The sequence below is a fragment of the Streptomyces sp. CB02009 genome (assembly GCF_001905825.1).
Classification (GTDB): Bacteria; Actinomycetota; Actinomycetes; order Streptomycetales; family Streptomycetaceae; genus Streptomyces.
Genome location: NZ_LIVV01000010.1, coordinates 348149 through 374274, shown reverse-complemented (window position 1 = coordinate 374274; position 26126 = coordinate 348149). Strand labels below are relative to the sequence as shown.

Sequence of the window (26126 nt, the reverse complement as noted above, 5' to 3'; positions counted from 1 at the left end):
GCACACGGGTCCGGGGGAGGGCGACGTCGTCACCGTCGCCCTCCCCCGGACCCGTGCTCTCCCGGAGGCTCCCCCCGGAGCCTCCGGCGCATGCCCCTGCGCGTCCCCCTCGGACCGTCAGCCTCGGGAGCGGGCGCGCGAGCGGGTCAGCGCGAGCGCGCCGCCGCCGGCCACGAGGAGCGCGAGCGCCCCGCCCGCGATGTACGGGGTGGTGGAGCTGCCACCGGTCTCGGCGAGGTTCTGGGTGGGCGTGGTGCCGCCGTTGTTGGTCTTGATGCCGCCGGCGTCGCTCGGCTTGACCGAGGGCTGCTGCGTGGGCTGCTCCGAGGGCTGCTCGCTGGGCTCCTGGGTGGGCTGCTCGGTCGGCTTCCCGGTGGGCTCCTCGGTGGGCTTCTCCGTCGGGGCCGGGCCCTTGGGCGTCTCGCAGGTGGCCTCGGCGAGCGTCACGGTGCCGTTGACCTCGGCGACGCCGAGCTTCAGCGGGTCGACCTCCACCTTGAGTTCGAGGGCGGTCGCCGCCGCCGTCCGCGAGGTGGTGGACGTACGGGACAGGTCGAGGGTGACCTGTCCGACACCGGGCACGCTGACCTGGGTCCGGCCGCCGGTGGAGAGGGTGGTCTTCTTGCCGAAGACGATGACGTGGCCCAGGACGTTGGACTCGGCGACCGGCTTCTTCCCCACCTCGCACAGCGCCTTGGAGGTCACCTTCTGGACCTCGATGAGCGAGAGCAGCGGGATTCCGGGGACGTGGACCCGGGCCTTGACGAGGTTCACGTACCCCTCGGCCTTCTTGTCGTCCACGGTGGCCGTCGCGGTGGCGACGTCGGCGGCGAGGATGTCGATCGGCTTGCCCTGCTCCGCCCCCTGCACCTTCACGGAGAGCGCGGTCTCGCTCTCGGTCTCCGGCGCCTTGACCTCGTTGAGGGAGACCCGCAGCGGCACGTCGACCGTCTTGTCGAGCAGGGAGACGTCGAGGCCGGTCCGCAGGACGACTGCGGTGGCGCGCCCTTCGCCGTCCGTGGCCTGCGCCGCCGGGGCCGCGAGGAGCACGGGGCCGACGGCCAGGGCGGCGACGGTCGCGGCTGCGGCGGTACGGCGTACGGGCATGCGGAAGGTGTTGCTGTTCAAGATGGTGGAACCCCCACAAGAGACATGGCGTCGCCGGCCGCTCACCACGGGGACGGTGGGTCGGCGCGGCCTCGGCGACTTGAGACACCGGAATCTTTACGCACGGAGAGTGAACCCACAGTCGCCTGACGTGAGTTCACTCCAAAGGGGGGTTTCCGTGTTCATATTCGATTTTTTTCGACACAACCGTTCCCGGGTGTCCCGCGTCTTTCGCACGCGAGGGGACACAGCGGGTCCCTCGGCAAGGGTGTGAACGAGCCGCCGAGCGCCGGGGTAACGGATCGTCAACCCGGCGCATCGGGAGCGGGCGGTCAGCTCGCGCGCCAGTACCCCAGCGCGTGGACGCGCTCCTTGGGCAGGGCGAGTTCCTTGCGCGCGTACGTGGCGAGGGTCCGGGTGGTCGCGGTGTCGCAGGCGATCCAGACGTACGGGTCGGACTCCGCGAGGCCGGGGAGCTCCGCCTTCACGCGGGCGACGAGGTCGGCCCCGCCGTCGCGCCGCGGCACCCGGCGCAGTTCGTGGTGCTCGGGGTCGAGCCGGACCGGCAGCTCCTCGTCGGAGGCGTGCTGGGTCTCGAACCAGACGGTGGCGGGGACGCCCGGAAGCGCGTCGAGCAGGGAGTTGACGGCGGGCAGCGACGCCGGGTCGCCGACCACGAGGAGCCGCCCGGGGCGCGGTTCCGGGGCGTCGAAACCGGTCCCCTGCAGGGTCGCCTCGACGGTGTCGCCCGGGGCGCAGGAGCGGGCCCACCGGCTGGCCACGCCGTCGTGGAGGGCGAACTCCAGACTGAAGGTGCCGGCCTCCTGGTCGGGATCGACCAGCGTGTACGCGCGCTGGTGCGGCTTGCCCGCGTTCTCGAACCAGATCCGGACCCACATCGTGGGGTGGATCCCGGCGGCGGCGAGCAGACCGCCGTCCGTGAAGTGCACCCTGCGGTAGTCCTCGGTGACCTGCTCGGCCCCCGTCACGGTGAACGTGAAGTCCTTGCCCCGCATCAACTTGAGAACGGCACCCTGCCAGCCGTGACCCACCGCAATCCCCTCCCCTGAACTCCTGTAGATTAATTTAGGTCAGCCTAACCTAAGAAAATCGCAGAAGACATGGTCCACGCCATGTCAGGTACATGGACGGGATCGGGGTCTCCGTGAGCATCGAGGTCTACCGGGACGCGTGGGGCGTCCCCCATCTGCGCGCCGCTGACCAGGACGAACTCGCCTTCGCGCAGGGCCGGGTCACCGCCCGCGACCGGGCCTGGCAGCTGGAGGTCGAGCGGCACCGCGCCCAGGGCACCACCGCCGCCTTCCTCGGCGCCGCCGAGCTCGGCTGGGACACCTTCGCCCGGCGCTCCCGGCTCGCCGACACCGCCCGCCGCTGCTTCGAGCGGCTCGAGCGCGAGGACCCGGCGACGGCGGCATGGGTCCGCGCCTATGTCGACGGGGTCAACGACGGCCTGGCGGAAGGGGCCGCACGGGCGCCCGAGTTCGCCGAGACCGGCCTCGCGCCCGGCCGGTGGGAGCCGTGGACCCCGCTCGCCGTCTGGCTGACGACCCACATCCTGTTCGCCGGCTTCCCCACCAAACTGTGGCGCGAGGAGGTCGCCCGGCGGCTCGGCGAGGAGTGGACGGAGCTCTTCGCGACCGACGGGCCCGGGACCTCGGGCTCCAACGGCTGGCTGGTCGCGGGCGGCCGCACCGCGAGCGGGGCGGCCCTGGTCGCAGGCGACCCGCACCGCTTCATCGAGGCGCCCGGCGTCTACCAGCAGATCCGGCTCGCCTGCCCCGCGTACGACGTGGTGGGCATCGCCGTGCCCGGCATCCCCGGACTCGCCCACTTCGGCCACACCGGGCCGGCGGCCTGGGCCATCACCAACGCGATGTCGGACTACCAGGACCTCTACCGGGAGCGGCTGCGGCGGCTCCCGGACGGCGGGGTGGAGGCGTACGGCCCCGAGGGCTGGCGCCCTGCGGCGACGCACACCGAGACGATCGAGGTCGCGGGCGGGGAGCCGGTCGAGGTCGAGGTCGTCGAGACCGACCGGGGCCCGGTGATCATCGGGGTGGACGACGAGCAGGACTCACGGGAGCAGGCCTCTCAGGACCAGGCCCCGGTCTGGGAGGCGGTCGCTCTGCGGTACCCGCCGCGGGTCACCGGACGGCTCGGGTTCGAGGTGCTGCCCGCGCTGCTGCGCGCCCGGACCGTCGCCGACGTGGACACCGCCCTCGACGGCTGGGTCGAGCCGGTCAACGTCGTCCTGGCCGCCGACACCGGGGGCGGCCTGCTGCACCGGGTCGCCGGCCTGGTCCCCGTACGGCACCGGACCAACTCGCTGCGGATCGTGCCCGCCTGGGACCCGGCACACGCGTGGGAGGACGCCCCGGCGCCGCTGCCCCGCGCCGAGGTGGACGGGCACGCCGTGATGGCCAACGCCCGGGGCCTCGCCGCGCCGCTGGGCATCGAGTTCGCGCCGCCGCACCGGGCGGACCGGATCGACGCGCTGCTCGGCGCCTCGGCGGACTGGACCCCGGAGAGCATCACCGCCGTCCACCGGGATACCGACAACCGCTCGGCGGCCCGCCTCCTGGCGGCCGTGGCCCGGCTGGGCGACGGCGGGAGCGGACGGGCCGGCTCCGGCAGCTCCCCCGCCGGGCCCCGCGCCGGAGCCCTCTCCCCCGCCGCCTCCGCCGTGCGCGACCGGCTGCTCGCCTGGGACCGGCGGATGGACGCGGAGAGCGCCGACGCCGGTCTCTACGCCGCCGTGCGCGGGGCCGTCGTCCGCCGGCTCGCCGCCCACGAGGCCTTCGCGGCGCTGCGCGAACCCGCCCCGTACCCCGAGGTGTTCCGGCCCTGGCTGGCCCTCGGGCCGCGCGTCGCCTACGCCCTGGAGACCCTGCTCGTGGCCGGGCCCGTGCCCGCCGCGGACGTCGACCGGATCGTGCGCGAGGCGCTCGACGAGGTCGCCGCGGGTGAGCCCCCGGCCGCCTGGGGCGTCACGCACCGGCTCGCGCCCTGGCAGGCGCTGCCCGACCCCGACGACGCGCGGTGGCCGGGGCTCGGCGGGGACCACGACTGCGTGCTCTCCACGTCCAGCGTGCCCGGGTGGACCGACCGCAGCGCCCGGGCCTCCGCGGCCCGCTACGTCTGGGACCTCGCCGACCGCGAACGGAGCGGCTGGATCGTGCCGTTCGGCGCCTCCGGCGTGCCCGGCGACCCGCACCACCGCGACCAGCTTCCGCTGTGGCTGAGGGGCGAGCTCGCCCCCGTCACCACCGACTGGCAGAACCTCACCAAGGAGCAGGGATGACCACCGCCACCGCCGCCTACGTCCGGAGAGTCGAGGGCTTCGGCACCGTCACGGTCCGGCCCGTCGAGCCGGAGCGCGACGCCGCGCTCCTCCACGCCTGGGTCAACGAGGAGCGGGCCCGCTTCTGGGGCATGGTCGGCACCACCGTCGAGCAGGTCCGGGACATCTACGCGCACCTCGACTCGCTCACCACCCACCACGGCTTCCTGGTGGTCCTGGACGACGAGCCCGTCGCCCTGCTCCAGACGTACGACCCCGAGGCCGATCGCGTCAGCGAGTGCTACGAGGTGGAGCCCGGGGACATCGGCGCCCACTTCCTGATCGCGCCGAACCCGGCGCCGCAGCCGGGCTTCACCGGCCGGCTCCTGTCCGCGCTCGTCGCCTTCACGCTGCGCGACCACACCCGTGTGGTCGTGGAGCCGGACGCCTCCAACGAGAAGGCGATCGCCCGCATGGTGCGCGCCGGGTTCGAGCTGGGCCCGGAGGTCGTGCTGCCCGAGGTGGACCTGCCGGAGGTCTTCCTCCCGGAGAAGAAGGCCCGGCTGGCGTTCCTGACCCGCCGCTGAACGGCCGGCGGCGAGCGGTCGGGGCCGGTCCCGGGGGTGTCCCGGGACCGGCAGGACACCCCCTAGCCCACCACCCGCCCGTTGACGACGACCCGGCGCGGCGCAGCGAGGACGCGGACGTCCGCGCGCGGGTCCTCGCCGTAGACGACCAGGTCGGCCGGGGCTCCCTCCTCCAGGGAGGGGCGTCCCAGCCACGCCCTGGCTCCCCAGGCGGTCGCCGCGAGCGCGTCGATCGGCGGGATGCCGGCCTTCGTCAGCTCCTCGACCTCCTCGGCGACCAGGCCGTGGGCGAGGGAGCCGCCCGCGTCGGTGCCGACGAAGACCGGGACGCCCGCGTCGAAGGCGGCGCGCACGGTGTCGTAGCGGCGCTCGTGCAGCCTGCGCATATGGGCCGACCAGCGGGGGAACTTCTCCTCGCCGCCGTCGGCGAGGTGCGGGAAGGTCGCGATGTTGACCAGGGTCGGGACGATCGCGACGCCCCGCTCGGCGAAGAGCGGGATGGTGTCCTCGGTGAGTCCGGTGGCGTGCTCGATGCAGTCGATGCCGGCCTCGACGAGGTCGCGGAGCGAGTCCTCGGCGAAGCAGTGCGCGGTGACGCGGGCGCCGAGCCGGTGGGCCTCGGCGATGGCCGCCTCGACCTCGGCGCGCGGCCAGCAGGCGGTGAGGTCGCCGGCCTCGCGGTCGATCCAGTCGCCGACGAGCTTGACCCAGCCGTCGCCGCGCCGGGCCTCGCGGCCGACGTACTCCACGAGGTCGGCGGGCTCGATCTCGTGGGCGTAGTTGCGGATGTAGCGGCGGGTGCGGGCGATGTGCCGCCCCGCCCGGATGATCTTCGGCAGGTCCTCCCGCTCGTCGATCCAGCGGGTGTCGGAGGGCGAACCCGCGTCCCGGATCAGCAGGGTGCCGGCGTCCCGGTCGGTGAGGGCCTGCTTCTCGCTGGTCGCCTCGTCGACGGGGCCGTGCCGGTCGAGCCCGACGTGGCAGTGGGCGTCGACGAGGCCGGGCAGCACCCAGCCCTCGACGGTGACCGCCTCTGCGGCGGGCCGGTCGAAGGTGACCCGCCCGTCGACGCACCACAGTTCGTCCCGTACGTCCTCGGGGCCGACGAGCACCCGACCCTTCACGTGCAGCACCGCGCGATCACTCATGTCTGCACTGTACGAGGACGGGACCCCGGCCGGGGAGGGCCCCTCGGTACCCTGATCCGGAGTTCCGCCCGCACGAATCCGAGTCGAAGAAGGCACCGCCGTGACCGTGACACATCCGCTCCTGGACCTGGCCCCTCTGACCGCCGCGCATTTCGCGTCGATCGAGCGGCGGGTGGCCGCGCTGCTCTCCACGGAGCAGGACGTGGTGATCACCCAGGGCGAGGCGCTGCTCCCCCTGGAGGGGTGCATCCGCAGCGGGGCGCGGGCCGGATCGACGGCGCTGAACGTGGTCACCGGGCCGTACGGGCAGACCTTCGGCAACTGGCTGCGGGACTGCGGCGCGACCGTGGTCGACCTGGAGGTGCCCTTCCACACGGCGGTGACGGCCGCGCAGGTGGAGCAGGCGCTCGCCGCCCACCCGGAGATCGACTTCGTGTCCCTGGTGCACGCGGAGGCGGCGACCGGCAACACCAACCCGGTGGCGGAGATCGGTGAGGTCGTGCGGGCGCACGGCGCGCTGTTCTACCTGGACGCGGTGGCGTCGATCGGTGCCGAGCCGGTGCTGCCGGACGCGTGGGGCGTGGACATGTGCATCATCGGCGCGCAGAAGGCGATGGGCGGGCCCGCGGGTGTGTCGGCGGTGTCGGTGAGCGCGCGGGCGTGGGAGCGGTTCGCCGCCAACCCGGCCGCGCCGCGCCGCTCGTACCTCTCGCTCCTGGACTGGAAGGAGCGCTGGATCGACGGCGGCCGGAAGGCGCTGCTGCACGCTCCGGCGCAGCTGGAGATGCTGGCCCTGGAGGCCTGCGTGGAGCGGATCGAGGCGGAGGGTCTCGACGCGCTGATGGCGCGGCACGCGGCCGCGGCGGCGGCGACCCGGGCGGGCGCGCTGGCCCTGGGCGGCGGCCTGGAGCCGTATGTGTACGAGGCGAAGGACGCGGCGCCGGTCGCGACGACGCTGCGCGTGCCGGCGGGTACCGACGCCTCGGAGCTGGTGGCGAAGGCGCTGGCCGCCGATCCGTCGCTGCCGCTGATCGCGGGTGGCGGGGCGCTGGCCGCGGAGATGATCCGGGTCAACCACTACGGGGTGGACGCGACTCCGGGCGCGGTGCAGTCCTCGCTGGCCGCGCTGGGCGCGGCGCTCGGCGAGGCGGGCCGTGCGGTGGACCTGGAGGGCGCGCGCCGGGCGGTGACGGAGGCCTGGGCGGTCTGACCGACCCGCGTACGCCGACCCGCGCTGGGGACGGGAAGGAACGCGGAAGGGGCGGGGTCCGGTGTCGGACCCCGCCCCTTCCGCGTGCCGCCGGGTGCTTCCGGACCTCTCAGGGTGCTCCGGTCACGGCTCCGGGCGCTCCGGTTACAGCGCCGGGTAGTCGGTGTAGCCGCGGTGGTCGCCGCCGAAGAAGGTCGCCGGGTCCGGGGTGTTGTACGGGCCGCCGGAGCGCAGTCGGGCGGGCAGGTCGGGGTTGGCGAGGAACAGCGCGCCGTACGCGACGAGGTCGGCGGTGCCGTCCTCGATCAGGGCCAGCGCGTCGGCGCCGGTCGGCCCCTCGGTGGAGGGGTTGAGGATGAACGTGCCGGAGAAGGCCTTGCGCAGGGCGAGGGTCAGTTCGCGGATCTCCGGCGCGGGCTCCGTGACGTGCAGGTACGCGATGCCGACGGGGTCGATCGCGGCGACGAGCGCGGGGTAGAGCTCGTCGGTGTCGGTCTCGGCGATGTCGTTGTAGGTGTTGGCAGGGGAGATCCGCAGGCCGGTGCGCTCCGGGCCGATCTCGGCGGCGACGGCCTCGACGACCTCGACGGCGAGGCGGATGCGGTTCTCGACCGGGCCGCCCCATTCGTCGGTGCGGTGGTTGGAGCCGGAGGCGAGGAACTGCTGGATGAGGTAGCCGTTGGCGCCGTGGATCTCGACGCCGTCGAAACCGGCGTCGACGGCGTTGCGGGCGGCCTCGGCGAAGCCGGCGACCGTCTCCCGGATCTCGTCCGTGGTGAGCTCGCGCGGGGCGACGAAGTCGATGAGGCCGGTGCCGGCGAAGAGCTGGCCCTTGGGGGCGACGGCGGACGGGCCGACGGGGTGGAGGCCGTCGCCGAGGACGACGGGGTGGCTGATCCGGCCGGCGTGCATCAGCTGGGCGAAGATCCTGCCGCCGCGCTCGTGGACGGCGTCGGTGACCTCGCGCCAGGCGGCGACCTGCTCGGCGCTGTGCAGGCCGGGGGTGTTGGGGTAGCCCTGGCCGACGGCGCTGGGCTGGGTGCCCTCGGTGATGATCAGGCCGGCCGAGGCGCGCTGGGCGTAGTACTCGGCGACGAGCGCGGTGGGGGTGCGGGTGTCGGCGTCGGCGCGGCTGCGGGTCATCGGGGCCATTGCGATGCGGTTGGCGAGCCGGGTCCCCGCGAGGTCCACGGGGTCGAAGGCGGTGGTCATGGCTGTCCCCTTCACGAACTTATGTGGTCGGCCAAGTATCTGGCTCGACTGCCACTGTAACCCATTGCTTGGCCGACCAAGGTAAAGTGTGGGGAGAGCCGTCCCGAGGAGCCCCGATGTCAGGAACCGACCCCGTCTGTACCGAGAAGGTGCCCTCCGCCGCCCACGGCGGCCCCGTCAGCGTCGCCCTGGCCGGGGTGGCCCGGATGCACCGGATCGCCGCCGGCCGGCGGCTGCGGGAGCTCGGCCTCTACCCGGGCCAGGAGATGATGATGATGCGGCTCTGGGACTGCGGACCGGTCCGCCAGTCCGAGCTGATCCAGTCCCTGGGGCTCGACGCCTCCACAGTGACCAAGATGCTCCAGCGCATGGAGCACTGCGGCCTCGTCCTGCGCCGGCCCGACCCCGCCGACCGGCGTGCGGTCCTGGTCGAGGCGACGGACGAGGGCCGGTCGCTGCGCGCCGGCGTCGAGGGCGTCTGGTCCGACCTGGAGCAGGCCTCCCTGAGCGGGCTCGGCCCGGACGACCGGGCCGAGCTGGCGCGGCTCCTCGGCCTCGTGGCGGACAACCTGCGCGAGGAGGCGGGCGAGGCGGGCGACTGCGCGGCCCCGCCGCGCGGCTGCTGACCGGTACGCCCGGACCGGCGCCCCCCGCCCCGCCGTACGGGTGTCAGCCCGCCCCGCCGTACCGGTGTCAGCCCGCCAGGACCTCCAGGGCGCGGTCCACGTCCGCCGCCGTGTTGTACAGGTGGAAGGACGCGCGCAGATGGCCCGCGCGGACGGAGAGCAGGACGTCGGCCTCGCGCAGCGCGTCCGCGCGGTCCCCGAGGCCGGGGACGGCGACGACCGCCGACTCGTCCATGACCGGCGCGTGCCCGAGGGCGACGACTCCGGCGCGGAAGCGGGCCGCGAGCCCCTTGACGTGGGCCTCGATCCGCTCGACGCCGACCTCCTCCAGGAGCGCGAGCGAGCGGGCCGCCCCGTGGTACGAGAGGAAGGCCACGGGCTCGTCGAAGCGGCGTGCGCTGGCGGCCAGTTCGCGGACCGGGCCGTAGCTGTTCACCCACAGCTCCTCGCCGGTGACCCAGTTGGCGTGGATCGCGAGGAGCGAGTCCTGAGCCTCCTCGGTGACGGTGAGGAAGGACGCCCCGCGCGGGCAGAGCAGGTACTTGTAGCCGCCGGCGACCGTGTAGTCCCACTCCCCCGCGCGCAGCGGCAGCCAGCCGGCCGACTGGGTGGCGTCGAGGAGGGTCCGGGCGCCGTGCGCGGCCGCCGCGGCCCGGACCGCCGCGAAGTCCGCGGTCCTGCCGTCCGCCGACTGCACGGCCGAGAAGGCGACGAGCGCGGTGTCGGGGCCGATGGACTCGGCGAGCCGGTCGAGGGGCACGAAGCGGGTCTTGAGGTCGCCGCGGATCGTGAAGGGGGTGATGACGGAGGAGAAGTCGCCCTCGGGGAAGAGGATCTCGGAACCGGCCGGCATCGACTGGGCGATCATGCCGCAGTGCACGGCGACCGAGCTGCCGACCGCGACGCGCTCGGGCGCGACGCCCACGAGCCGGGCGTAGGCGGCGCGGGCCTCGTTCACGACCTCGAAGTCCCCCGCGCCGCCCGGGCGGCCGGCGGCGGTCTCCTCCGCGAGCTGCACGACGGCCTCGATCGCGCGCCGCGGCAGCAGCCCGCAGGCGGAGGTGTTGAGGTAGGTGTTCTTCGGCGCGAACTCGGCGCCCCCGAGGGGCTCTTCCAGGGAATTCATGTTCTCACCCTGGATTCCCCGCGATCACCCGTCAATGGGGTTGAATCGCGGGGAATCCCCAAGCCGCGCTTATCTCCGCAGGTGGGAGCGGGTGTGGATGATCATGCACCGGGCCGGGTGCGGGAGATCACGCGCCGGGCCGGGTGCGGGAGGTCACGCGCCCGGGACCTCGCAGCTGCCGTCGGTGTCGCAGACCGCCGCGTCGCCGCCGACGGTCTGGAGGACCCGGCCCTGCCAGGCCTGCTCCAGGGCCTGGGTGAAGACCTCGGCGGGCTGGCCGCCGGAGATGCCGTAGCGGCGGTCGAGCACGAAGAACGGCACGCCGTTCGCACCGAGTTCGGCGGCCTCGCGCTCGTCCTCGCGGACGGCGTCGGCGTAGGCGGAGTCGTCCGCGAGGACGGCCCGCACCTCGGCCTCGTCGAGACCGGCCTCGACGCCCAGCGCCACCAGGGTCCCGGCGTCGAAGACCGAGCGCTCCTCGGCGAAGTTGGCGCGGTAGGCCAGGTCGAGGAGCTCGTTCTGCCGTCCGCGGTCCTTGGCGAGGTGGAGCAGCCGGTGGATGTCGAAGGTGTTGCCGTGGTCGCGGCCCTCGGTGCGGTAGCCGAGGCCCTCGGAGTGCGCGTTGGACGCGACGTGCGCCTCCATGGCGCGGGCCTCGTCGAGGGTGCGGCCGTACTTCGTGGCGAGCATCTCCAGGACGGGGCCGGTGTCGCTCTTGGCGCGGTTCGGGTCGAGCTCGAAGGAGCGGTGCACGACCTCGACGTCCTCGCGGTGGGCGAAGGCCTCGAGTCCCTTCTCGAAGCGTGCCTTGCCGATGTAGCACCAGGGGCAGGCGATGTCGCTCCAGATCTCGACGCGCATATGACTTCTCTCCGGGGTGGGGCGGCGGGGTGTTCGGGGTGTTCTGCCGCGACAACGACCCCGCCGCCGGATTTCATTCCGTTTCCGGCCCGAGTGTGAGCCGGAGCACGAGGTGGTCGCCGTCGCGCGGGGTCTCCGGGTCGGGGGTCCAGCCGTGGGCGGCGTAGAAGGCCTGGGCGCGTTCGTTCTTCTCGAAGACCTCAAGGCGCGCCTCGGTCAGCCCGGCGGCCCGCCAGCCGTCGACGCAGGCCGTGTGGAGCTCGGTGCCGACGCCGCCGCGCCAGCGGGCCGGGAGGACGTGGAGCTGGGTGAGGTGCATGCGGCCGTCGCGCTCCCCGTACGCGGCGATGCCCGCGAGCTCTCCGTCCCGGACGGCGCAGAGGACGGCGCCGCGCGCGACCGCGGCGGCCCAGCCGGACCGGGAGCGGGCGATCTCCTCGGGGCCGAGGAAGTCGGCGTCGGGGAGGTGACCGCGGTAGTAGGTGGCGCGGGCCTCGGTGTGGAGGGCGACGACGGCGTCGAGATCGGCGGGGGTGGCGAGTCGGATCATGGTTCTTCAGGACGCGCGGGAGGGCGGGGCGGTTGCGGCGGGGGGGGCCAACGACGGCCGGCGGGGCGGTCGCGGCGCGCGGGAGGGAGGGGGTGGCGGCCGGCGGCGCGGTTGTGGCGGGGTGGCCTACGCCTGCCGCGGGGCGGTTGCGGCGGGGGTGCGTACGGCGGCCGGCGGGGCGGTCGCGGCGCGCGGGAGCGGGGGCGTCGCGGCCGACGGCGGGGCGGCGACGGCCGCGGCGGGCCCGTCCGCCGCCGGCAGGCGGCTGAAGGAGGACCGGTAGGCGCTCGGGGTGAGGCCCGTGCGGCCCAGGAGGTGCCGGCGCAGGGAGTCCCCGGTGCCGAGGCCGCTGGCACGGGCCACCGCGTCCATGGCGAGCGAGGTGGTCTCCAGGAGCTCCTTGGCCCGCTCCACACGCTGGTGCAGCAGCCACTGGAGCGGGCTGACGCCGGTCTCGGCGTGGAAGCGGCGGGACAGGGTGCGGACGGAGACGCCGGCGTGCCGGGCGAGGTCGGTGAGGCCGAGCGGTGCGTCGAGGTGCTCCATCGCCCAGGCGCGCGTGGCGGCGAACGAGACCCCGCGCTCGGGCGGCAGCGGGGTCTGGGTGAACTGGGTCTGACCACCGGGCCGTACGGGGGCCACGAGGGCGAGCCGGGCGACCGTGTTGGCGACGGCGGCGCCGTAGTCGGTGCGGATGACGTGCAGGCAGAGGTCGATGCCCGCCGCGTACCCGGAGGAGGTGAGCACCGGCCCGTCCTGGACGAACAGCACGTCGTCCTGGAGGTCGACGGCCGGGTGGCGGGCGGCGAGCAGCGAGCGGTACGCCCAGTACGTCGTCGCGGCCCGGCCGTCGAGGAGCCCGGCCTCGGCGAGCGCGAAGGCGCCGGTGCAGATGGAGGCGATCCGGCTGCCGGCGCCGGCGGCGCCGCGCAGCGCGGCGAGGATGCGCGGGTCGGGGTCGGTGTACGAGCCGCTGCCCGCGAGGACCACGGTGTCGGCCCCGGCGACGGCGTCGAGGCCGTGCGGGACGTGCAGGTCGAGGCCGCCGGTGGTGGTGACGGGCCCGGGGTCGGGGGCGCAGATGACCGTCTCGTACCCGGGTGCGCCGTCGATCTCGACCTTGCCGAACAGCATCTCGGGGATGGCCAGGTTGAACATCGAGACGGGCGGGGCGGCGATCACGGCGACCCGGCGGACGCGGGGCGGGGGCGCGGACTCGGCTGTCATGTGGCCAGAACCTCCGGGCATATGGCATTCGGGCCACTACTGTACGGGTCCGTCGATCATGAAGCTGGGTCCATGTCCTCAACAGACCTCGCCGAACCGCCCGTCGACGCCCCCTCCTCCGCCCGGACGTCCCCCGGCCCCGCCCTGGCCGCGGCGATGCTCGGGTTCGCGCTCATCACGCTGGACACCTCCGTCGTGAACGTCGCCCTGCCCGCGATCGGCGCCGATCTGCGGACCGGGATGTCGGGGCTCCAGTGGGTGGTCGACGCGTACACCCTGGCCTTCGCGGCGCTGCTGCTCTCCAGCGGGGCGCTCGCCGACCGGGTCGGGGCGAGCCGGGCGTACGGGATCGGCGCCGTCGCCTTCGTCCTCGCCTCGGCGGCCTGCGGTCTGGCCCCGGGCCTTCCGGCGCTCCTGGCGGCGCGGGCGGTGCAGGGGGTGGCGGCGGCCGTGATGCTGCCGGCCTCGCTCGCGCTCGTCCGGGAGGCGTACGGCGATCCGGTGCGGCGGGCACGGGCGGTGTCGCTCTGGGCCGCGGGCGGCACGGTCGCGGTGGCGTTCGGCCCGGTCGCGGGCGGGGCGCTGACCACGGCGTGGAGCTGGCGGGGCATCTTCTTCGTGAACCTTCCGCTGGGGCTGCTCGCGCTGGCGCTGCTGAGCCGGGTGGCGCGTTCGCGGCGCAGGCCCGCCCCGCTGGACCTGCCGGGGCAGCTCACGGCGATGGCGGCGCTCGGGGCGCTGACCTTCGCCGCCATCGAGGGCGGCACGGAGGCGTGGTGGGCGCTGGGGCTCGCCGGGGTCTCGTTCGCCGCCTTCCTGCTGGTCGAGACGCGGCGGAGGCACCCGGTGGTGCCGCTGGGCCTGTTCCAGAACAGGACGGTGGCGGTGGCGGTGGCGGCGGGTTCGGCGAACAGCGTGGCCTTCTACGGAATGCTGTTCGTCTTCAGCCTCTTCTTCCAGCAGGTGCTGGGCCTCACTGCGCTGGCCGCCGGGCTGATGTTCCTGCCGATGACGGGGCTGCTCGCCGGGGTGAACATCCTGTCGGCGCGGGTGGCGGCGCGGTACGGGGCGCGGCTGCCGATCGTCGTCGGCCAGGCGGTCGCGGTGGCGGGCCTGCTCGGTCTGCTCACGGTCGACGCGCACACCCCGCAGGTGGCCCAGGCGCTCCTGCTCGTCCCCCTCGCCCTGGGTGCGGGCTTCTCGCTGCCGCCGCTGATCGCCTCGATGATGGAGGCGGTCCCGGCGGAGCGCGCGGGCACGGCGGCGGGCCTCCTGAACGCGGTCCGGCAGACGGCCGGCGCCCTCGCGATCGCGGTCTTCGGCTCCCTGGCGGCGGCGTCCGTGGAGTCGGCGCTCCGCACGAGCCTGCTGATCAGCGCGGCCCTCCTCGCCCTGACGACGCTGCTCTCCCTCCGCCTGCCGGGCCGCCGGGGCCGCTGAGCGGGCTCAGGCCCCCTTGCGGTACTGCCCCGGGGCCATCCCGTACTCCCGCTTGAAGGCCTTGGCGAAGGCGAACTCCGAGGAGTATCCGGAGCGTTCGGCCACCGCGCGGAGCGGGAGGTCGTCCGTGCGCAGGAGGCGGCCCGCCGCCGTCATCCGCCACCAGGTGAGGTAGGCGAGGGGGGACCGGCCGACGAGGGCGGTGAAGCGGCGGGCGAAGGCGGCGCGGGAGAGGCCGCCGAGGGCGCCGAGTTCCTCGACGGTCCAGGCTCTGGCCGGGTCGTCGTGGAGGGCCCGGAGGGCTCCGGCCACGACCGGGTCGCCGAGGGCCGCCGACCAGCCCGTGGAGCGGTCGGCGCACACGCTGAGCCACCAGGTGCGCAGCAGGTACAGCAGCAGGGTGTCGAGCAGGGCGGGCACGATGGCGTCCGATCCCGGCTGGGGTTCGGCGAGTTCGGCGCCGAGCAGGTCGACGGCGGCCCGCAGCCGGGGGTGGGCGCCGACCCGGGCGGGGAGGTGGACGTACGGGGGCAGCTCGGTCAGCAGCGGGTGGGCGCGGGCCCGGCTGAGCTGGTAGGCGCCGCAGAGGAGCAGGGTCTCCTCGGCGCCGACGGGCCCCCGGTCGGGCCCGGTGGGCCAGGAGCCGTCGGCGGCCGGCAGGGCGTCGACGAGCGGGGTGTCGGGCCGGTCGGCGAGTCCGTGGCCGGTGCCGTGGGCGAGCAGGACGACGTCGCCGGGGCCGAGCCGGACGGGGGCGGTGCCGTCCGGGGCAGCAGCCAGGCGGTGCCCTGGAGGACGACGTGGAATCCGGCGCCCTGACTCGCGGGGAAGCGGATTCCCCAGGGCGCGAAGCGGACCGTGCGGGAGGAGTGGGGCCGGCCGGTGCGCATGGCGGCGATGGCATCGCTCAGTACGTCCATCCCGGCACCGTACTCCTCACCGAGGACGGCGAGACGATCGGACATGACCGGGAGCCATGGGGATATGGATCGTCTCGCCGCGCGCTTCTACGGTCGGGGCATGACGACGACAACAGGCAGGACGACCAAGGCGGTTCTCTTCCACGGGCTCGGCGGTCCCGAGGTGCTGGGCGTGGAGGAGGTGGCGCTGCCCGACCCCGGGCCGGGCGAGGTGCTCGTACGCGTCGAGGCGATCGGACTCAACCGCGCCGAGGCGCTCTTCCGCGCGGGCACGTACTACTACCCGGCGACGCTGCCGGGTTCGCGGATCGGCTACGAGGCGGCGGGGGTCGTCGAGGCGGTCGGGGCGGGGGTCACCGCGTACGCCCCGGGTGATCCGGTGATGGCGGCGGCCAACTTCGAGTTCGGGACGCACGGGGTGCACGCGGAGCGGGTGGTGCTGCCGGAGGAGTACCTGGTGGCCCGGCCCGAGGGGGTGGACGCGGTGACGGCCGCGGCGGTCTGGCTGACGTACTCCACCGCGTACGGCGGCATGGTGCTGACCGGCGGTCTCGGCGCCGGCGACCACGTGGTGATCACGGGGGCGTCCAGCGGCGTGGGGACGGCCGCGATCCAGACGGCGCTGCGGGTCGGCGCCGTGCCGGTGGCGACCACGCGCGGCGAGGACAAGCGGAAGCGGCTCCTGGAGCTCGGGGCCGCGCACGTGATCGTGACGGAACCCACCGACGCCGCCGCCACCACGGACGCCACGGACGCCACGGGCACCGGGCACCTGGCCGAGGAGGTGCGGCGGTTGACCGGCGGGGCGGGCGCCGCCCTCGTCTTCGACGCGATCGGCGGTCCCGGGTTCGCCCGGCTCGGGGACGCGCTGCGGCCCGGCGGCACGGCGGTGCTGTACGGCTGGCTGGACCCCCGGCCGGTGGCCCTGTCGATGAACTGGCCGCAGACGGTCCACACCTACGCCAACGGGGCGCTCGTGAGGACCGCGGAAGGGCGTCGGCGGGTGGCGGGGTTCATCGGCGCGGGGCTGCGCGACGGCTCCCTGGCGCCGGTGATCGCCGAGACCTTCGACGGTCTGGAACGGATCGCCGACGCCCATCGGCTGATGGAGTCCAACGCGCACCTCGGGAAGATCGTGGTGCGCGTCGGGGGGTGACCGCCGGTGGCCGGGCTCAGTGGCGGGGCAGGCCCAGCGGGTTGCCGTCGCGGAGCTCCGGCGGGAGCAGGTGCCCGGGGGTCGACTGGTAGGTGACCGGGCGCAGCCAGCGCTCGATCGCGGTCGCGCCGACCGAGGTGGCGGTGGAGGTGGTGGCCGGGTAGGGGCCGCCGTGGTGCTGGGCGGCGGCGACGGCGACGCCGGTGGGCCAGCCGTTGACGAGGACGCGGCCCGCGAGCGGGGTGAGTGCGGCGAGGAGCGGGGCGGCGTCCTCGTCCTCGCCCTGCTCGGCGATGTGCAGGGTGGCGGTGAGGTTGCCGGGCACGCGCGCGAGGGCCTCGGTGATCTCCGTACGGGAGTCGTAGCGGGCGACGACGGTGACCGGGCCGAAGCACTCCTCCGTGAGGTCCCGGCGGTCGTCGTCGACCAGGGTCCGGACGGTGACCGCGAGGAAGCCGGCCCTGACCGTGTGCGGATCGCCGGCCTCGGGGTGCACCGGTGCCGTGACGCCCTCGTCCCGTGCCATCTCCCGGGTGCGGGCGAGGAAGTCGCCCCGCATCCGGTGGTCGAGCATCACGGCCGGCTCGGTGTCGCCCAGGGCCGCCGTCAGCGCGCCCACGAACCGGTCGCCGGCCTCGCCCGAGGGGGCGAGGACGAAGCCGGGCTTGGTGCAGAACTGGCCCGCGCCCAGGGTCATGGAGCCGGCGAGCCCGGCGCCGATCTCCTCGGCCCGCTCCTCGACGGCGGCCGGGGTGAGCACCACCGGGTTGAGGGAGCCGAGTTCGCCGTGGAAGGGGATGGGGACGGGCCGGGCGGCGGCCGCGTCGAAGAGGGCCCGTCCGCCGCGCACCGAGCCGGTGAAGCCGGCGGCCGCGACGAGCGGGTGGCCGACGAGCGCGACGCCCGCGTCGAAGCCGTGGACGAGGACGACGACGTCCTCGGGGAGGCCCGCCTTCGCGGCGGCCCTGCGCAGCAGCGCGGCGCAGAGTTCGGAGGTGGCCGGGTGGTCGGGGTGGGCCTTGATCACCACGGGGCAGCCGGCGGCGAGGGCGCTCGCGGTGTCACCGCCGGGGACGGAGAAGGCGAGCGGGAAGTTGCTCGCGGCGTAGACGGCGACGACGCCGAGCGGGATCTTCCAGCGGCGCAGGTCGGGCCGGGGCGGGACGGCTGCGGGGTCGGGCAGGTCGATGCGGATGTCGAGGAAGGCGCCTCGGTCGACGACGTCGGCGAAGGCCCTCAGCTGGGCCGTCGTACGGGCGAGTTCGCCGTTGAGGCGGGCCGGTCCGAGGGCGGTCTCGGCGTCCGCGGTCTCGACGATCCGTTCGCCGGACTCCTGGAGGAGGTCGGCGGCGGTCCGCAGGAAGGCGGCTCGTACGGACCGGTCGGCGAGGGTCTCGCGGACCTCGTGCGCGGCCCGCACCGCCCGGTCGACGTCCTCCGCCGCGGCCTCCACCGCGACCTGCTCGCGCGGCTTCCCCGTCCGGGGGTCCACACTCCACACTGGTTCTGCCGCCACTGCCACGCCCCTGTTCGCTATTCTGAACACAGTTCCCGTAGATGAACGCATCCGTACGGGACTCTAGGGACGGCCCGGCCGTCTTCACAAGGGGCCCTGTCCGGTCGGCCGGCCAGGGGGCGACCGGACGACGGAAAAGGGGCGAGGGTCATGGCGACTGCCGACATGGGCGGGGCGCAGGTGAAGTCCGCGGTGCGGACCGTGGAGCTGCTCGAGTACTTCGCCGGGCGCCCGGGGATGCACTCGCTCGCCGCCGTCCAGGAGGCCGTCGGCTACCCCAAGTCCAGCCTGTACATGCTGCTGCGCACCCTGGTCGAGCTGGGCTGGGTGGAGACGGACGCGACCGGCACCCGGTACGGCATCGGGGTGCGGGCGCTGCTCGTCGGCACCTCGTACATCGACGGCGACGAGGTGGTGGCCGCCTCCCGGCCCACCCTGGACCGGCTCTCCGACGACACCACCGAGACCATCCACCTGGCGCGGCTCGACGGCACCAACGTGGTCTACCTGGCGACCCGTCAGTCCCAGCACTACCTGCGGCCGTTCACCCGGGTCGGGCGCCGGCTGCCCGCCCACTCGACCTCGCTCGGCAAGGCGCTGCTCGCCACCCACACCGACGACCAGGTGCGCAAGCTGCTCCCGGAGACCCTCCCGGCCCTGACCGAGCACACGATCACCGACCGCGAGCAGCTCATCGAGGAGCTGCGGGTCATCCGCGAGCAGGGCATCTCGGTGGACCGCGAGGAGAACACGCTGGGGCTGCGCTGCTTCGGCGTCGCCATCCCCTACCGGACCCCGGCGCGGGACGCGATCAGCTGCTCGGTGCCGGTGGCGCGGCTCACCCCGGCGCACGAGCAGATGATCAAGGACACGCTCTTCGACGCGCGGGACCGGCTGACGCTGGCCACGCGCCGCCTCTGAGGCCTCCCGCGAGGGGCGGCCGTCCGGGGCGCGCCCCGGCGGCGGGTCATCCGCGCTCGGCGAGCGCCTGCTGCCAGACCGGGCTGTCCACGTAGTGGTTGTCGTACTGCTCCGAAGAGGCCTTGATCTCCTCGAAGCTCGCCTCGCCCCGCATGACGCGGCCGAGGAGGCGCAGGTAGTCGAAGCGGGCCATGCCGGGCGTGAAGACGAAGAGGACGTCGGCCTCGGCGCCGGGCGCGGCCGCGAAGGCGTGCGCGGTGTGCGGCGGCACGAGCAGGAAGTCGCCCTTCTCCAGGACCGACAGCTCCTCGCCGACGAGGACCTGGAGCGAGCCGTCGATGACGTAGAACATCTCCGACGCCTTGGTGTGGAAGTGCGCCGGGGCGCCGACCGCCCCCTTCGCGAAGGTGGAGCGGTAGCTGGTGAGCTGTCCGCCGGTGGTGCCGGAGTCGGCGAGCAGGGTCATGACGCTGCTGGGGTCCGCGGTGGTCTCGGCGGTGGCGGCGCGGGTCAGGAGCGGGGCGAAAGGCGCGTTCTCGTTCATGAGCACTACTCTAGAAGCTCATTGACCCCCGGAACGGGTGCAATTGATCTAGAAAAACATGGGTCAATCATCTTCGTCTCCCCCGTGCGGCGGAGGCGGATCACCGGCGGGCAGGACGTGGCGGCACGGGTCCCGGCACGAGCCTGGAGCCATGACCGAGACCGAGCCCCTCCCCTCAGCCGCCCCCTCCCCCGCTCCTTCGCCCGCGCCCCGCACCGAGGACCGGCCCGGCCCCGCCCGCCGGGCGCTGCGGCTCGTCGCGATCCTCGCCTGCCTCCCGTACATCTCGCTCAAGACCGCCTGGGTGGCGGGCAGCGAGATCGGCATCCCCGCCGGCAGCGTGCTCCTGGAGAACCGGCAGGTGCTGGCCGTCGCCAACTCGGTCTCCGTACTGGCCGACGTCCTCGTGATCGTCCTCGCCCTGCTCCTCACCCAGCGCTGGGGACGGCGGGTGCCCGCCTGGCTCCTCGCGCTCCCCATGTGGGCGGCGACCGGACTGCTCGCCCCGATCATGACCGGCTACCCCGCCCAGCTCGCGGTCGCCCTCCTCAACGGCGACGAGCGGTCCGCCGCACCCGCCGAACCCTTCCTGGACTCCTGGGTCTTCGCCGTCGTCTACGGCGGCTTCATCCTCCAGGGCCTCTCCCTCGGGACCCTCTTCACGCTGTACGCCCGCGACCGCTGGGGCCACCTCTGGAGCGGCCGGCTCGGCGGACCGCCCGCCGGTGTCTCCGGGCCCGGGGTACGGATCGCCGCCCTGGCCGCCGCCGCCGTCGCGCTCTTCCCCCTCACGCTCCACGTGAGCCGGCTGCTGGGCTCCGACGCGGGCCTGTCGCCCCGGCAGATCGTCGAGCGGGACGCCGACTTCGCCGTCCTGGAGTTCCAGTGGAGCGTGTTCGTCGTCGTCGCCGCGGCCCTCACCCTGTGCCTGGTCCTGCGCCGGCCCGCCCGGCTGAAGGTGCGTACCGTCCTCGCGCTCGCGTGGACCGGATCGGGCGCGGTGGGCTGCTGGGGCGCCTACATGTCCCTGGTCGCGCTGATGCCGGAGACGGATCCCGACAAGCAGGTCACGACCCTGGCCCAGCTGACCTACGCTGGCGAAATGATCACCGGGTTCCTCCTCGCCGCCTGCCTCGCCGCGGTCCTGCGGCGGCGGAGCGCCGAGGCGTGAGACGGTGCGCGGTCGCCCTCCTCGGCCAGCGGGCCAGGCGGCGCTGGCTCCATCTGATCGTGGGCGGCGCGCTGTTCATGCCGTTCTGGATGGTCGGCTCCGTGGTCGTGGGGGCGCTGCTCGGCGCGGGCGGCCTGTTCACCGGAAGCCTCGCGGTGCAGTTCGGGGCGTACGCGGTGGGGCTTCCGCTGGTCGCGGTCGCCGCGCTGTTCCCGCTGGCCCGGCCGATGTCCGTGGCGGCGGCGCGGGCCCTGTGCGGAGTACCGGCGGACCGGTACGCGGACGGCCCGGCCCAGGGCCCGGCAGCGAGGGCCAGGACGGCCGGCTGGTTCACGCTGCACCTGGGCGCCGGAGCGCTGGTCAGCGGGGCGACGCTCGCCCTGCCGCCCTTCGCGGTGTCGGTGATGGCCCTGCCGTTCTCCCCGGCGCTGCGGGAGTCGGAGCTGGGCCGGCTCTGGGGTCTCGACCGGCCGTGGTGGAGCTGGGCGGCGCTCCCCGCGGGTCTCCTGATGCTGCTCGCGCTCGCCGCCGCGGCCGCCGGGACCGGGGCGCTGCTCGCCCTGCAGGCGCCCCGGCTGCTCGGGCCGAGCCCGGCGGACCGGCTCGCGGCGGCCGAGCGGCGCGCGGCGGAGGCGGAGTCCCGCAACCGGCTGGCCCGGGAGCTGCACGACTCGGTCGGCCACGCGCTGAGCGCGGTCACCCTCCAGGCGGGGGCCGCACGCCGGGTCCTGGACGGCGGCGCCGGGGCGGACCTGGCGTTCGTCCGGGAGGCGCTGACCGCGATCGAGGAGACCACCCGGCGCACGGTCGGCGAGCTGGACTGGGTCCTCGGACTGCTGCGGCAGGACGAGCAGGGCGGAGAGGCCGGGGAGGCCCGGGAGGCCGGAGCGGGAGGGCCCGGGCCGGGGCCGGGGCTCGACGCCCTGGAGTCCCTGGTGCGGGGCGCGGGGCCGCGGGTGGCGCTGACCGTGTCCGGCGACCTCGCGCCCGTACCGGAGGCGCTGTCCCGGGAGGCGTACCGGATCGTTCAGGAAGGTCTGACGAACGCGGCCCGGCACGCGGGCGGGGAGCCCGTGAGCGTAGTACTCGACGCCCGTACCGAGGAATGGGAGATCAGCATGGAGAACCCCCTGCCCGCACGGCCCCCGGTCGCCCGCCCGAACGGCGGTCGCGGTCTGCGCGGGATAGGCGAGCGGGCCCGGCTGCTCGGCGGCACCGCCGAGGCCGGCCCGGCGGACGGCGTCTGGCGCCTCGTGGTCAGGATCCCCCGATGAGCGCCCCCGTCAGGATCGTGCTCGCCGACGACGAGCGGATGGTGCGGACGGCCCTGCGGGTCATCCTCGACGCGGAGCCCGACCTGGAGGTCGTCGGCGAGGCGGCGACCGGCGCCGAGGCGGTGTCGGTGGTGCGCGCCGAGCGGCCGGACGTCGTCCTCATGGACGTGCGGATGCCGGAGATCGACGGCATCCGGGCCACCGAGCAGATCCTCGGGGGCATGGCGGAGCCGCCCCGGATCGTGGTGGTGACCACCTTCGAGAACGACGCGTACGTGTACGACGCCCTGCGCGTCGGCGCGGCCGGCTTCCTCCTCAAGCGGGCGGCGGCGGAGGAGCTGGTGAGCGCGGTCCGGCTGGTCGCCCGCAGCGACTCGCTGCTCTACCCGGCCGCGGTCCGCGGCCTGGCCGCCGAGCACGCCCGCAACCGCCCGCCGGAGGCACCGCCCTGGGTGGCGCGGCTCACCGAGCGGGAGGCGGAGGCGCTGCGCCTGGTGGCGACGGGCCTCACGAACGCGGAGATCGCGGCCCGGATGGGCGTCGGCGCGGCCACGGTCAAGACGCACGTGGCGTCGGTGCTGGCGAAGTCGGGCGCCCGCGACCGCACCCAGGCGGTGATCCTGGCGTACGAGTCGGGGTTCGTCCGGACGGGGTGACGGCGAGCACCGCCGGGGGGGCCCGGCCCGTACGGCGGGGTGACGGCGGCCCCACCGGTGCCCGCACGGCGGGGTCACGGCCCATGCGGCGGGGTGACGGCCGCCACACCGGTGCCCGCCCCGTATGAAGGTTCGCTGAGAAACCGGCCACATCCGGAACGTCCCCCACCGGGCCGTTCGTCCCCACAGGTGCGATGAACAAGACGATCAGGCGCACCTCGGTCTTCGTGCTGCTCCTGGTGCTCGCCCTGCTGGGCCGGGCCACCTGGGTGCAGGCGTACGAGGGGAAGGCGCTCGCGGACGACCAGAAGAACCGGCGGAAGACGATCGCGCAGTACGCGCAGCCGCTCGGGAACATCGTCGTGGCCGGTTCGCCGGTCACCGGCTCGAAGAAGACGGAGGGAACGGACCTCGAGTACCGCCGTACGTACACGGACGGCGAGCTGTACGCGGCGGTGACCGGCTACAGCTCGCAGGCGTACGGCGCCACCCAGCTGGAGGGCATCTACGCGGACGTCCTCGACGGCACCGACGACCGGCTGAAGAACCCCCTCGACGCCCTCACCCGCAAGCAGCAGCAGCCGGGCACGGTCATCACCACGATCGACCCGGACGTGCAGAAGGCCGCCTACCGGGCGCTCGGGGACACGAAGGGCGCGGCCGTCGCCGTCGACCCGGCCACCGGCCGCGTCCTCGCGATGGTCTCCACCCCGTCCTACGACCCGTCGAAGATCGCCGGGACCACGAACGGCGACGCCTGGAAGGCACTGACCACCGACGAGGACAAGCCGCTGGTCAACCGGGCGCTGCGGCAGCCGCTGCCGCCCGGCTCCACCTTCAAGCTGGTGGTCGCCGCGGCGGCCCTCGAGGACGGCCTGTACGGCTCGGTGGACACGGCGACGGAGAGCCCCGACCCGTACACCCTGCCGAACACCCGGACCGTGCTGAGGAACGAGAACGCGTCCGCGCCCTGCGAGGACGCCACGATCCGCACCGCGCTCCGCTACTCCTGCAACAACGTCTTCGCGAAGATGGCGGCCGACCTGGGGCAGGACAAGGTGAAGGCGATGGCGGAGAAGTTCGGCTTCAACGACGCCGAGCTCGACGTCCCGGTCCGCGCCTACGCGAGCGTCTACCCGTCCGGCATGGACAAGGCGCAGACGGCCCTGACCGGCATCGGCCAGTTCGACGTCACCGCCACCCCGCTGCAGATGGCGATGGTGTCGGCGGCGATCGCCAACGACGGCCTGCTGGCCGCGCCGCACATGGTGTCGGAGGTCGTCGACTCCGACGGCGACCCGCTCACGACGTACAAGGACGGCGACAGCGAGCGGATCGTCTCCTCGTCGACGGCCGAGCAGCTGCGCAGCGCGATGCGGACCGTGGTCGAGGAGGGCACCGGCACCAACGCGGCCGTCAGGGGCGCCGAGGTCGGCGGCAAGACGGGTACCGCGCAGCACGGTGAGAACAACAGCAAGACGCCGTACGCCTGGTTCACCTCGTACGCGAAGGACCCCTCGACCGGGAAGCAGGTCGCCGTCGCGGTGCTGATCGAGGACTCGGGCGCGGCCCGCTCCGAGGTCAGCGGCAACGGTCTGGCTGCGCCGGTGGCGCAGAAGATGATGGCGGCGGCGCTGAAGTGACGCCCGCGTGGAGGGCGTGGCATGCGGACGCCGTGAAGTGACGTGAGCCGGGCCCCGATTGGCCGTCGGGGCCCGTCGCACGATATGCAGGGTCACGCGCGCGCGACCGATCACGCGTGCGAACCCCGTTCACCGAACCGCTGATCCTGCACCCACCTCGCGGAGGACCGCCGTGCGTCTGCCCCGTTCCCTGTCCGGCTGGACGATCGCGGTCTTCGGCGTGCTCGCCGCCGCACTGGGCGTGGTGGGCCTGGTCGCACCGGACGCGCTGCTCACGGTGATGGGCTTCGAGCCGGTGCCCGACGGCGGGCGCGCGGACGGCGACCACACGCTCGTCTTCCTCACCGCCTCCTCGATGGCCGCGCTCAACATGGGCGTCTACTACGTGCTCGCCGCGCTCGCCGACTGGAAGCCGTTCTTCCGCTGGACGGTCCCCTTCCGGCTCCTGACCTGCGCGGTCTTCACCCTCGCGGTCGTCGGCGGCCGCGCCCCGGCCGGGTTCCTGGGCGTGGGCCTGTGGGAGGGCCTGGGCGCGGTGGTGACGGGGCTCGCCCTGCGGTACGAGAAGGGGCGCGCGGTGCCGGACGCGGCCTCCCCGGCCTCACCCGCCTCCCCGGTTCCCTAGAGGCCGCCCGGCCCGCCCGGGCAGCCCGGGTCGCCCGCTAGGGAAGATGCCCGATCCGCCGTGGCCACCTCAGAGAACAGCCTGTGGCCATGCGCTGGTATCTGACAGGAATCGTCGTGTCCGGATTCGGGACGACGGCGATGTGGCTGGTCTCCGGGATCTGGGTCAAATCGCTGACGGGCTCCGACAGTCTCGCGGCCCTGGCCGCCTTCGCCCTCTGGGCGCCCGTCCTCCTCGGGCCGCTGCTCGGCACGCTCGCTGACCGGGTGCGGCGGCGGCCGCTCCTGGTCGTCCTCGACCTGGCGATGGCCGCGCGCGCTCCTCCCGGTCCTCCTGTGGGTGGACTCGGCGGACCGGGTGTGGCTGCTCTTCGCCGTCCTGCTCGTCTACGGGGCGCAGGGTGCCGTCCACGAGGCGGCGGAGCAGGCCCTGGTGGCGACCGCCATGGACGAGAAGCGGCTCGGCGCCTTCAACGGGCTGCGGATGACCGCGAACGAGTCGACGAAGCTGATCGCCCCGCTCGCGGCGGCGGGCCTCTTCGCCGCCTGCGGCGGCGGGACCGTCGCACTGCTCGACGCGGCGAGCTTCGCGCTCGCGGCCGGCCTCTTCGCGCTGATCCCCGTACGGGAGGAACGCCCGGCGCGGCCGGAGTCCCGGCACTGGTGGCGGGAGACCACCGAGGGCGCCCGGCTGCTCCTCGCCTCGCCGGTCCTGCGGCCGCTGGTCGCGACGGGCGCGTTCACGATGCTGCTCGCCGGGGTGAACGGGGCCGCGGTCTACGCCGTCGTCGACCGGGGGCTCGGCCACGCGCCCGCCTACGCCGGGGTGCTCTACGCCGTGCAGGGAGCGGGCTCGGTCCTCGCGGGCCTGGTCACGGGCCCGCTGCTGCGCCGGATCCCCGAGCGGGCGCTCGCCGCCGCCGGTCTCGGCCTGTTCGCGGTGGCGGTGGGCGTGCGGGCGCTGCCGTACGACGCGACGGCCCTGGCGGCGAGCGCGGCGATCGGTCTGGGGATGCCGTGGGTCCTGGTGGCGGTGATGACGGCCGTGCAGCGGGAGGCGCCCGCCGAGGCGCTGGGCCGGGTGGCGGCGACCGCGCACACCCTGGTCATGGCACCGAACGCGCTGGCCCTCGCCCTCGGCGCGGGCCTGGTCGCCCTGGTCGACGTCCGCGTCCTGCTGCCGGCGCTCGCGCTCGCGGGGACCGGATGGGCGGCGGCGGTGACGGTACGGGCCCGGCGCGGGCGCGGCCGGGAGCCGGCCGCCGGGAGCGCGTCCGTGCCGGTCGGCTGACGGCCCCGTCCCCGC

Annotated in this window: 22 protein-coding genes and 2 pseudogenes; 13 read left to right on the top strand and 11 right to left on the bottom strand. The window is 74.6% G+C overall.

Annotation, left to right across the window (positions count from 1 at the left end; translation table 11 throughout):
• Nucleotides 1–117 precede the first annotated feature (117 nt).
• Entirely contained in the window at nt 118–1128 is a 1011-nt protein-coding gene (locus AMK27_RS34370; RefSeq protein WP_073917260.1) for an SCO1860 family LAETG-anchored protein, read from the bottom strand.
• A 311-nt stretch (nt 1129–1439) separates the two neighbouring features.
• Nucleotides 1440–2159 carry a siderophore-interacting protein gene (locus AMK27_RS34365; RefSeq protein WP_073917258.1) on the bottom strand — a complete coding sequence of 240 codons (720 nt, stop codon included), beginning with the start codon at nt 2157–2159 and terminating at the stop codon, nt 1440–1442.
• 92 nt (nt 2160–2251) lie between these two features.
• Between AMK27_RS34365 and AMK27_RS34360 the strand changes: the two genes are divergently transcribed.
• Together AMK27_RS34360 and AMK27_RS34355 are read left to right on the top strand one after the other, a co-directional pair.
• Complete coding sequence (locus tag AMK27_RS34360) at nt 2252–4429, top strand: penicillin acylase family protein (RefSeq protein WP_073917256.1); 2178 nt, start codon at nt 2252–2254, stop codon at nt 4427–4429.
• On the top strand, nt 4426–4995 hold the full coding sequence (locus AMK27_RS34355; RefSeq protein ID WP_073917255.1) for a GNAT family N-acetyltransferase: 570 nt from the start codon (nt 4426–4428) through the stop codon (nt 4993–4995). Before AMK27_RS34360 ends, AMK27_RS34355 begins: the two co-directional genes overlap by 4 nt.
• 62 nt (nt 4996–5057) lie before the next feature.
• On the opposite strand, the gene AMK27_RS34350 is transcribed toward AMK27_RS34355, so the two are convergent.
• Nucleotides 5058–6143: an amidohydrolase family protein gene (locus tag AMK27_RS34350; RefSeq protein ID WP_073917253.1), complete on the bottom strand. Its 1086-nt coding sequence runs from the start codon at nt 6141–6143 to the stop codon at nt 5058–5060.
• A 106-nt stretch (nt 6144–6249) separates the two neighbouring features.
• On the opposite strand from AMK27_RS34350, the gene AMK27_RS34345 reads away from it, so the two are divergent.
• Nucleotides 6250–7353 (top strand): pyridoxal-phosphate-dependent aminotransferase family protein, encoded by a 1104-nt coding sequence (locus AMK27_RS34345; protein WP_073917397.1) that lies wholly within the window; start codon nt 6250–6252, stop codon nt 7351–7353.
• A gap of 144 nt (nt 7354–7497) precedes the next feature.
• Here the strand turns inward: AMK27_RS34345 and AMK27_RS34340 are convergent, their stop codons facing one another.
• A complete protein-coding gene (locus tag AMK27_RS34340) occupies nt 7498–8565 on the bottom strand; it encodes an alkene reductase (RefSeq protein ID WP_073917252.1) in 1068 nt (355 codons plus the stop codon).
• A 116-nt stretch (nt 8566–8681) separates the two neighbouring features.
• On the opposite strand from AMK27_RS34340, the gene AMK27_RS34335 reads away from it, so the two are divergent.
• A complete protein-coding gene (locus AMK27_RS34335) occupies nt 8682–9191 on the top strand; it encodes a MarR family winged helix-turn-helix transcriptional regulator (protein ID WP_073917250.1) in 510 nt (169 codons plus the stop codon).
• Between the two features lie 67 nt (nt 9192–9258).
• On the opposite strand, the gene AMK27_RS34330 is transcribed toward AMK27_RS34335, so the two are convergent.
• The 4 genes from AMK27_RS34330 to AMK27_RS34315 form a co-directional block, all read right to left on the bottom strand.
• Nucleotides 9259–10317 carry an aminotransferase class V-fold PLP-dependent enzyme gene (locus AMK27_RS34330; protein ID WP_073917249.1) on the bottom strand — a complete coding sequence of 353 codons (1059 nt, stop codon included), beginning with the start codon at nt 10315–10317 and terminating at the stop codon, nt 9259–9261.
• A gap of 153 nt (nt 10318–10470) precedes the next feature.
• Nucleotides 10471–11178 (bottom strand): DsbA family oxidoreductase, encoded by a 708-nt coding sequence (locus AMK27_RS34325; protein ID WP_073917247.1) that lies wholly within the window; start codon nt 11176–11178, stop codon nt 10471–10473.
• Nucleotides 11179–11251: 73 nt separating this feature from the next.
• A complete protein-coding gene (locus AMK27_RS34320) occupies nt 11252–11728 on the bottom strand; it encodes a GNAT family N-acetyltransferase (RefSeq protein ID WP_073917246.1) in 477 nt (158 codons plus the stop codon).
• Between the two features lie 126 nt (nt 11729–11854).
• Complete coding sequence (locus AMK27_RS34315; protein ID WP_073917244.1) at nt 11855–12955, bottom strand: GlxA family transcriptional regulator; 1101 nt, start codon at nt 12953–12955, stop codon at nt 11855–11857.
• Between the two features lie 72 nt (nt 12956–13027).
• Between AMK27_RS34315 and AMK27_RS34310 the strand changes: the two genes are divergently transcribed.
• Nucleotides 13028–14395, top strand: coding sequence for an MFS transporter (locus AMK27_RS34310; protein WP_073917243.1), 1368 nt, complete (start codon nt 13028–13030; stop codon nt 14393–14395).
• A 6-nt stretch (nt 14396–14401) separates the two neighbouring features.
• On the opposite strand, the pseudogene AMK27_RS34305 reads toward AMK27_RS34310, so the two are convergent.
• Nucleotides 14402–15315 (bottom strand): annotated as a pseudogene (locus tag AMK27_RS34305) (AraC family transcriptional regulator).
• Between the two features lie 100 nt (nt 15316–15415).
• Here AMK27_RS34305 and AMK27_RS34300 point away from each other — a divergent pair.
• Nucleotides 15416–16471 carry a zinc-dependent alcohol dehydrogenase family protein gene (locus tag AMK27_RS34300; RefSeq protein WP_073917396.1) on the top strand — a complete coding sequence of 352 codons (1056 nt, stop codon included), beginning with the start codon at nt 15416–15418 and terminating at the stop codon, nt 16469–16471.
• A 16-nt stretch (nt 16472–16487) separates the two neighbouring features.
• Here AMK27_RS34300 and AMK27_RS34295 read toward each other — a convergent pair whose 3' ends face one another.
• Nucleotides 16488–17987 carry an aldehyde dehydrogenase (NADP(+)) gene (locus AMK27_RS34295; protein WP_274535756.1) on the bottom strand — a complete coding sequence of 500 codons (1500 nt, stop codon included), beginning with the start codon at nt 17985–17987 and terminating at the stop codon, nt 16488–16490.
• Between the two features lie 150 nt (nt 17988–18137).
• Between AMK27_RS34295 and AMK27_RS34290 the strand changes: the two genes are divergently transcribed.
• The gene (locus tag AMK27_RS34290; RefSeq protein ID WP_073917240.1) at nt 18138–18908 is read left to right on the top strand and encodes an IclR family transcriptional regulator; all 771 of its coding nucleotides are present in this window, start codon (nt 18138–18140) and stop codon (nt 18906–18908) included.
• A gap of 46 nt (nt 18909–18954) precedes the next feature.
• Here AMK27_RS34290 and AMK27_RS34285 read toward each other — a convergent pair whose 3' ends face one another.
• The gene (locus AMK27_RS34285) at nt 18955–19452 is read right to left on the bottom strand and encodes a cupin domain-containing protein (protein ID WP_073917394.1); all 498 of its coding nucleotides are present in this window, start codon (nt 19450–19452) and stop codon (nt 18955–18957) included.
• Nucleotides 19453–19603: 151 nt separating this feature from the next.
• On the opposite strand from AMK27_RS34285, the gene AMK27_RS34280 reads away from it, so the two are divergent.
• The 6 genes and pseudogenes from AMK27_RS34280 (at nt 19604) to AMK27_RS34255 (ending at nt 26111) form a co-directional block, all read left to right on the top strand.
• Nucleotides 19604–20623, top strand: a complete 1020-nt coding sequence (locus AMK27_RS34280) for a hypothetical protein (protein WP_073917238.1) — start codon at nt 19604–19606, stop codon at nt 20621–20623.
• On the top strand, nt 20620–21897 hold the full coding sequence (locus AMK27_RS34275; RefSeq protein WP_073917236.1) for a sensor histidine kinase: 1278 nt from the start codon (nt 20620–20622) through the stop codon (nt 21895–21897). The genes AMK27_RS34280 and AMK27_RS34275 overlap by 4 nt, the downstream gene beginning before the upstream one ends.
• The gene (locus tag AMK27_RS34270; protein ID WP_073917235.1) at nt 21894–22553 is read left to right on the top strand and encodes a response regulator transcription factor; all 660 of its coding nucleotides are present in this window, start codon (nt 21894–21896) and stop codon (nt 22551–22553) included. The genes AMK27_RS34275 and AMK27_RS34270 overlap by 4 nt, the downstream gene beginning before the upstream one ends.
• 194 nt (nt 22554–22747) lie before the next feature.
• Nucleotides 22748–24196 carry a peptidoglycan D,D-transpeptidase FtsI family protein gene (locus tag AMK27_RS34265; RefSeq protein ID WP_073917233.1) on the top strand — a complete coding sequence of 483 codons (1449 nt, stop codon included), beginning with the start codon at nt 22748–22750 and terminating at the stop codon, nt 24194–24196.
• A 172-nt stretch (nt 24197–24368) separates the two neighbouring features.
• The gene (locus tag AMK27_RS34260) at nt 24369–24821 is read left to right on the top strand and encodes a hypothetical protein (protein ID WP_073917231.1); all 453 of its coding nucleotides are present in this window, start codon (nt 24369–24371) and stop codon (nt 24819–24821) included.
• A gap of 89 nt (nt 24822–24910) precedes the next feature.
• A pseudogene (locus AMK27_RS34255) lies at nt 24911–26111 on the top strand (MFS transporter).
• Nucleotides 26112–26126 lie beyond the last annotated feature (15 nt).

Bases quoted from the DNA above. Each gene is read 5' to 3' on its own strand.
- AMK27_RS34320 (WP_073917246.1), bottom strand. From the start codon at position 11,728: ATGATCCGACTCGCCACCCCCGCCGATCTCGACGCCGTCGTCGCCCTC.
- AMK27_RS34360 (WP_073917256.1), top strand. From the start codon at position 2,252: ATGGACGGGATCGGGGTCTCCGTGAGCATCGAGGTCTACCGGGACGCG.
- AMK27_RS34270 (WP_073917235.1), top strand. From the start codon at position 21,894: ATGAGCGCCCCCGTCAGGATCGTGCTCGCCGACGACGAGCGGATGGTG.
- AMK27_RS34265 (WP_073917233.1), top strand. From the start codon at position 22,748: ATGAACAAGACGATCAGGCGCACCTCGGTCTTCGTGCTGCTCCTGGTG.
- AMK27_RS34350 (WP_073917253.1), bottom strand. From the start codon at position 6,143: ATGAGTGATCGCGCGGTGCTGCACGTGAAGGGTCGGGTGCTCGTCGGC.
- AMK27_RS34280 (WP_073917238.1), top strand. From the start codon at position 19,604: ATGACCGAGACCGAGCCCCTCCCCTCAGCCGCCCCCTCCCCCGCTCCT.
- AMK27_RS34330 (WP_073917249.1), bottom strand. From the start codon at position 10,317: ATGAATTCCCTGGAAGAGCCCCTCGGGGGCGCCGAGTTCGCGCCGAAG.
- AMK27_RS34290 (WP_073917240.1), top strand. From the start codon at position 18,138: ATGGCGACTGCCGACATGGGCGGGGCGCAGGTGAAGTCCGCGGTGCGG.
- AMK27_RS34335 (WP_073917250.1), top strand. From the start codon at position 8,682: ATGTCAGGAACCGACCCCGTCTGTACCGAGAAGGTGCCCTCCGCCGCC.
- AMK27_RS34325 (WP_073917247.1), bottom strand. From the start codon at position 11,178: ATGCGCGTCGAGATCTGGAGCGACATCGCCTGCCCCTGGTGCTACATC.
- AMK27_RS34355 (WP_073917255.1), top strand. From the start codon at position 4,426: ATGACCACCGCCACCGCCGCCTACGTCCGGAGAGTCGAGGGCTTCGGC.
- AMK27_RS34310 (WP_073917243.1), top strand. From the start codon at position 13,028: ATGTCCTCAACAGACCTCGCCGAACCGCCCGTCGACGCCCCCTCCTCC.
- AMK27_RS34285 (WP_073917394.1), bottom strand. From the start codon at position 19,452: ATGAACGAGAACGCGCCTTTCGCCCCGCTCCTGACCCGCGCCGCCACC.
- AMK27_RS34340 (WP_073917252.1), bottom strand. From the start codon at position 8,565: ATGACCACCGCCTTCGACCCCGTGGACCTCGCGGGGACCCGGCTCGCC.
- AMK27_RS34300 (WP_073917396.1), top strand. From the start codon at position 15,416: ATGACGACGACAACAGGCAGGACGACCAAGGCGGTTCTCTTCCACGGG.
- AMK27_RS34315 (WP_073917244.1), bottom strand. From the start codon at position 12,955: ATGACAGCCGAGTCCGCGCCCCCGCCCCGCGTCCGCCGGGTCGCCGTG.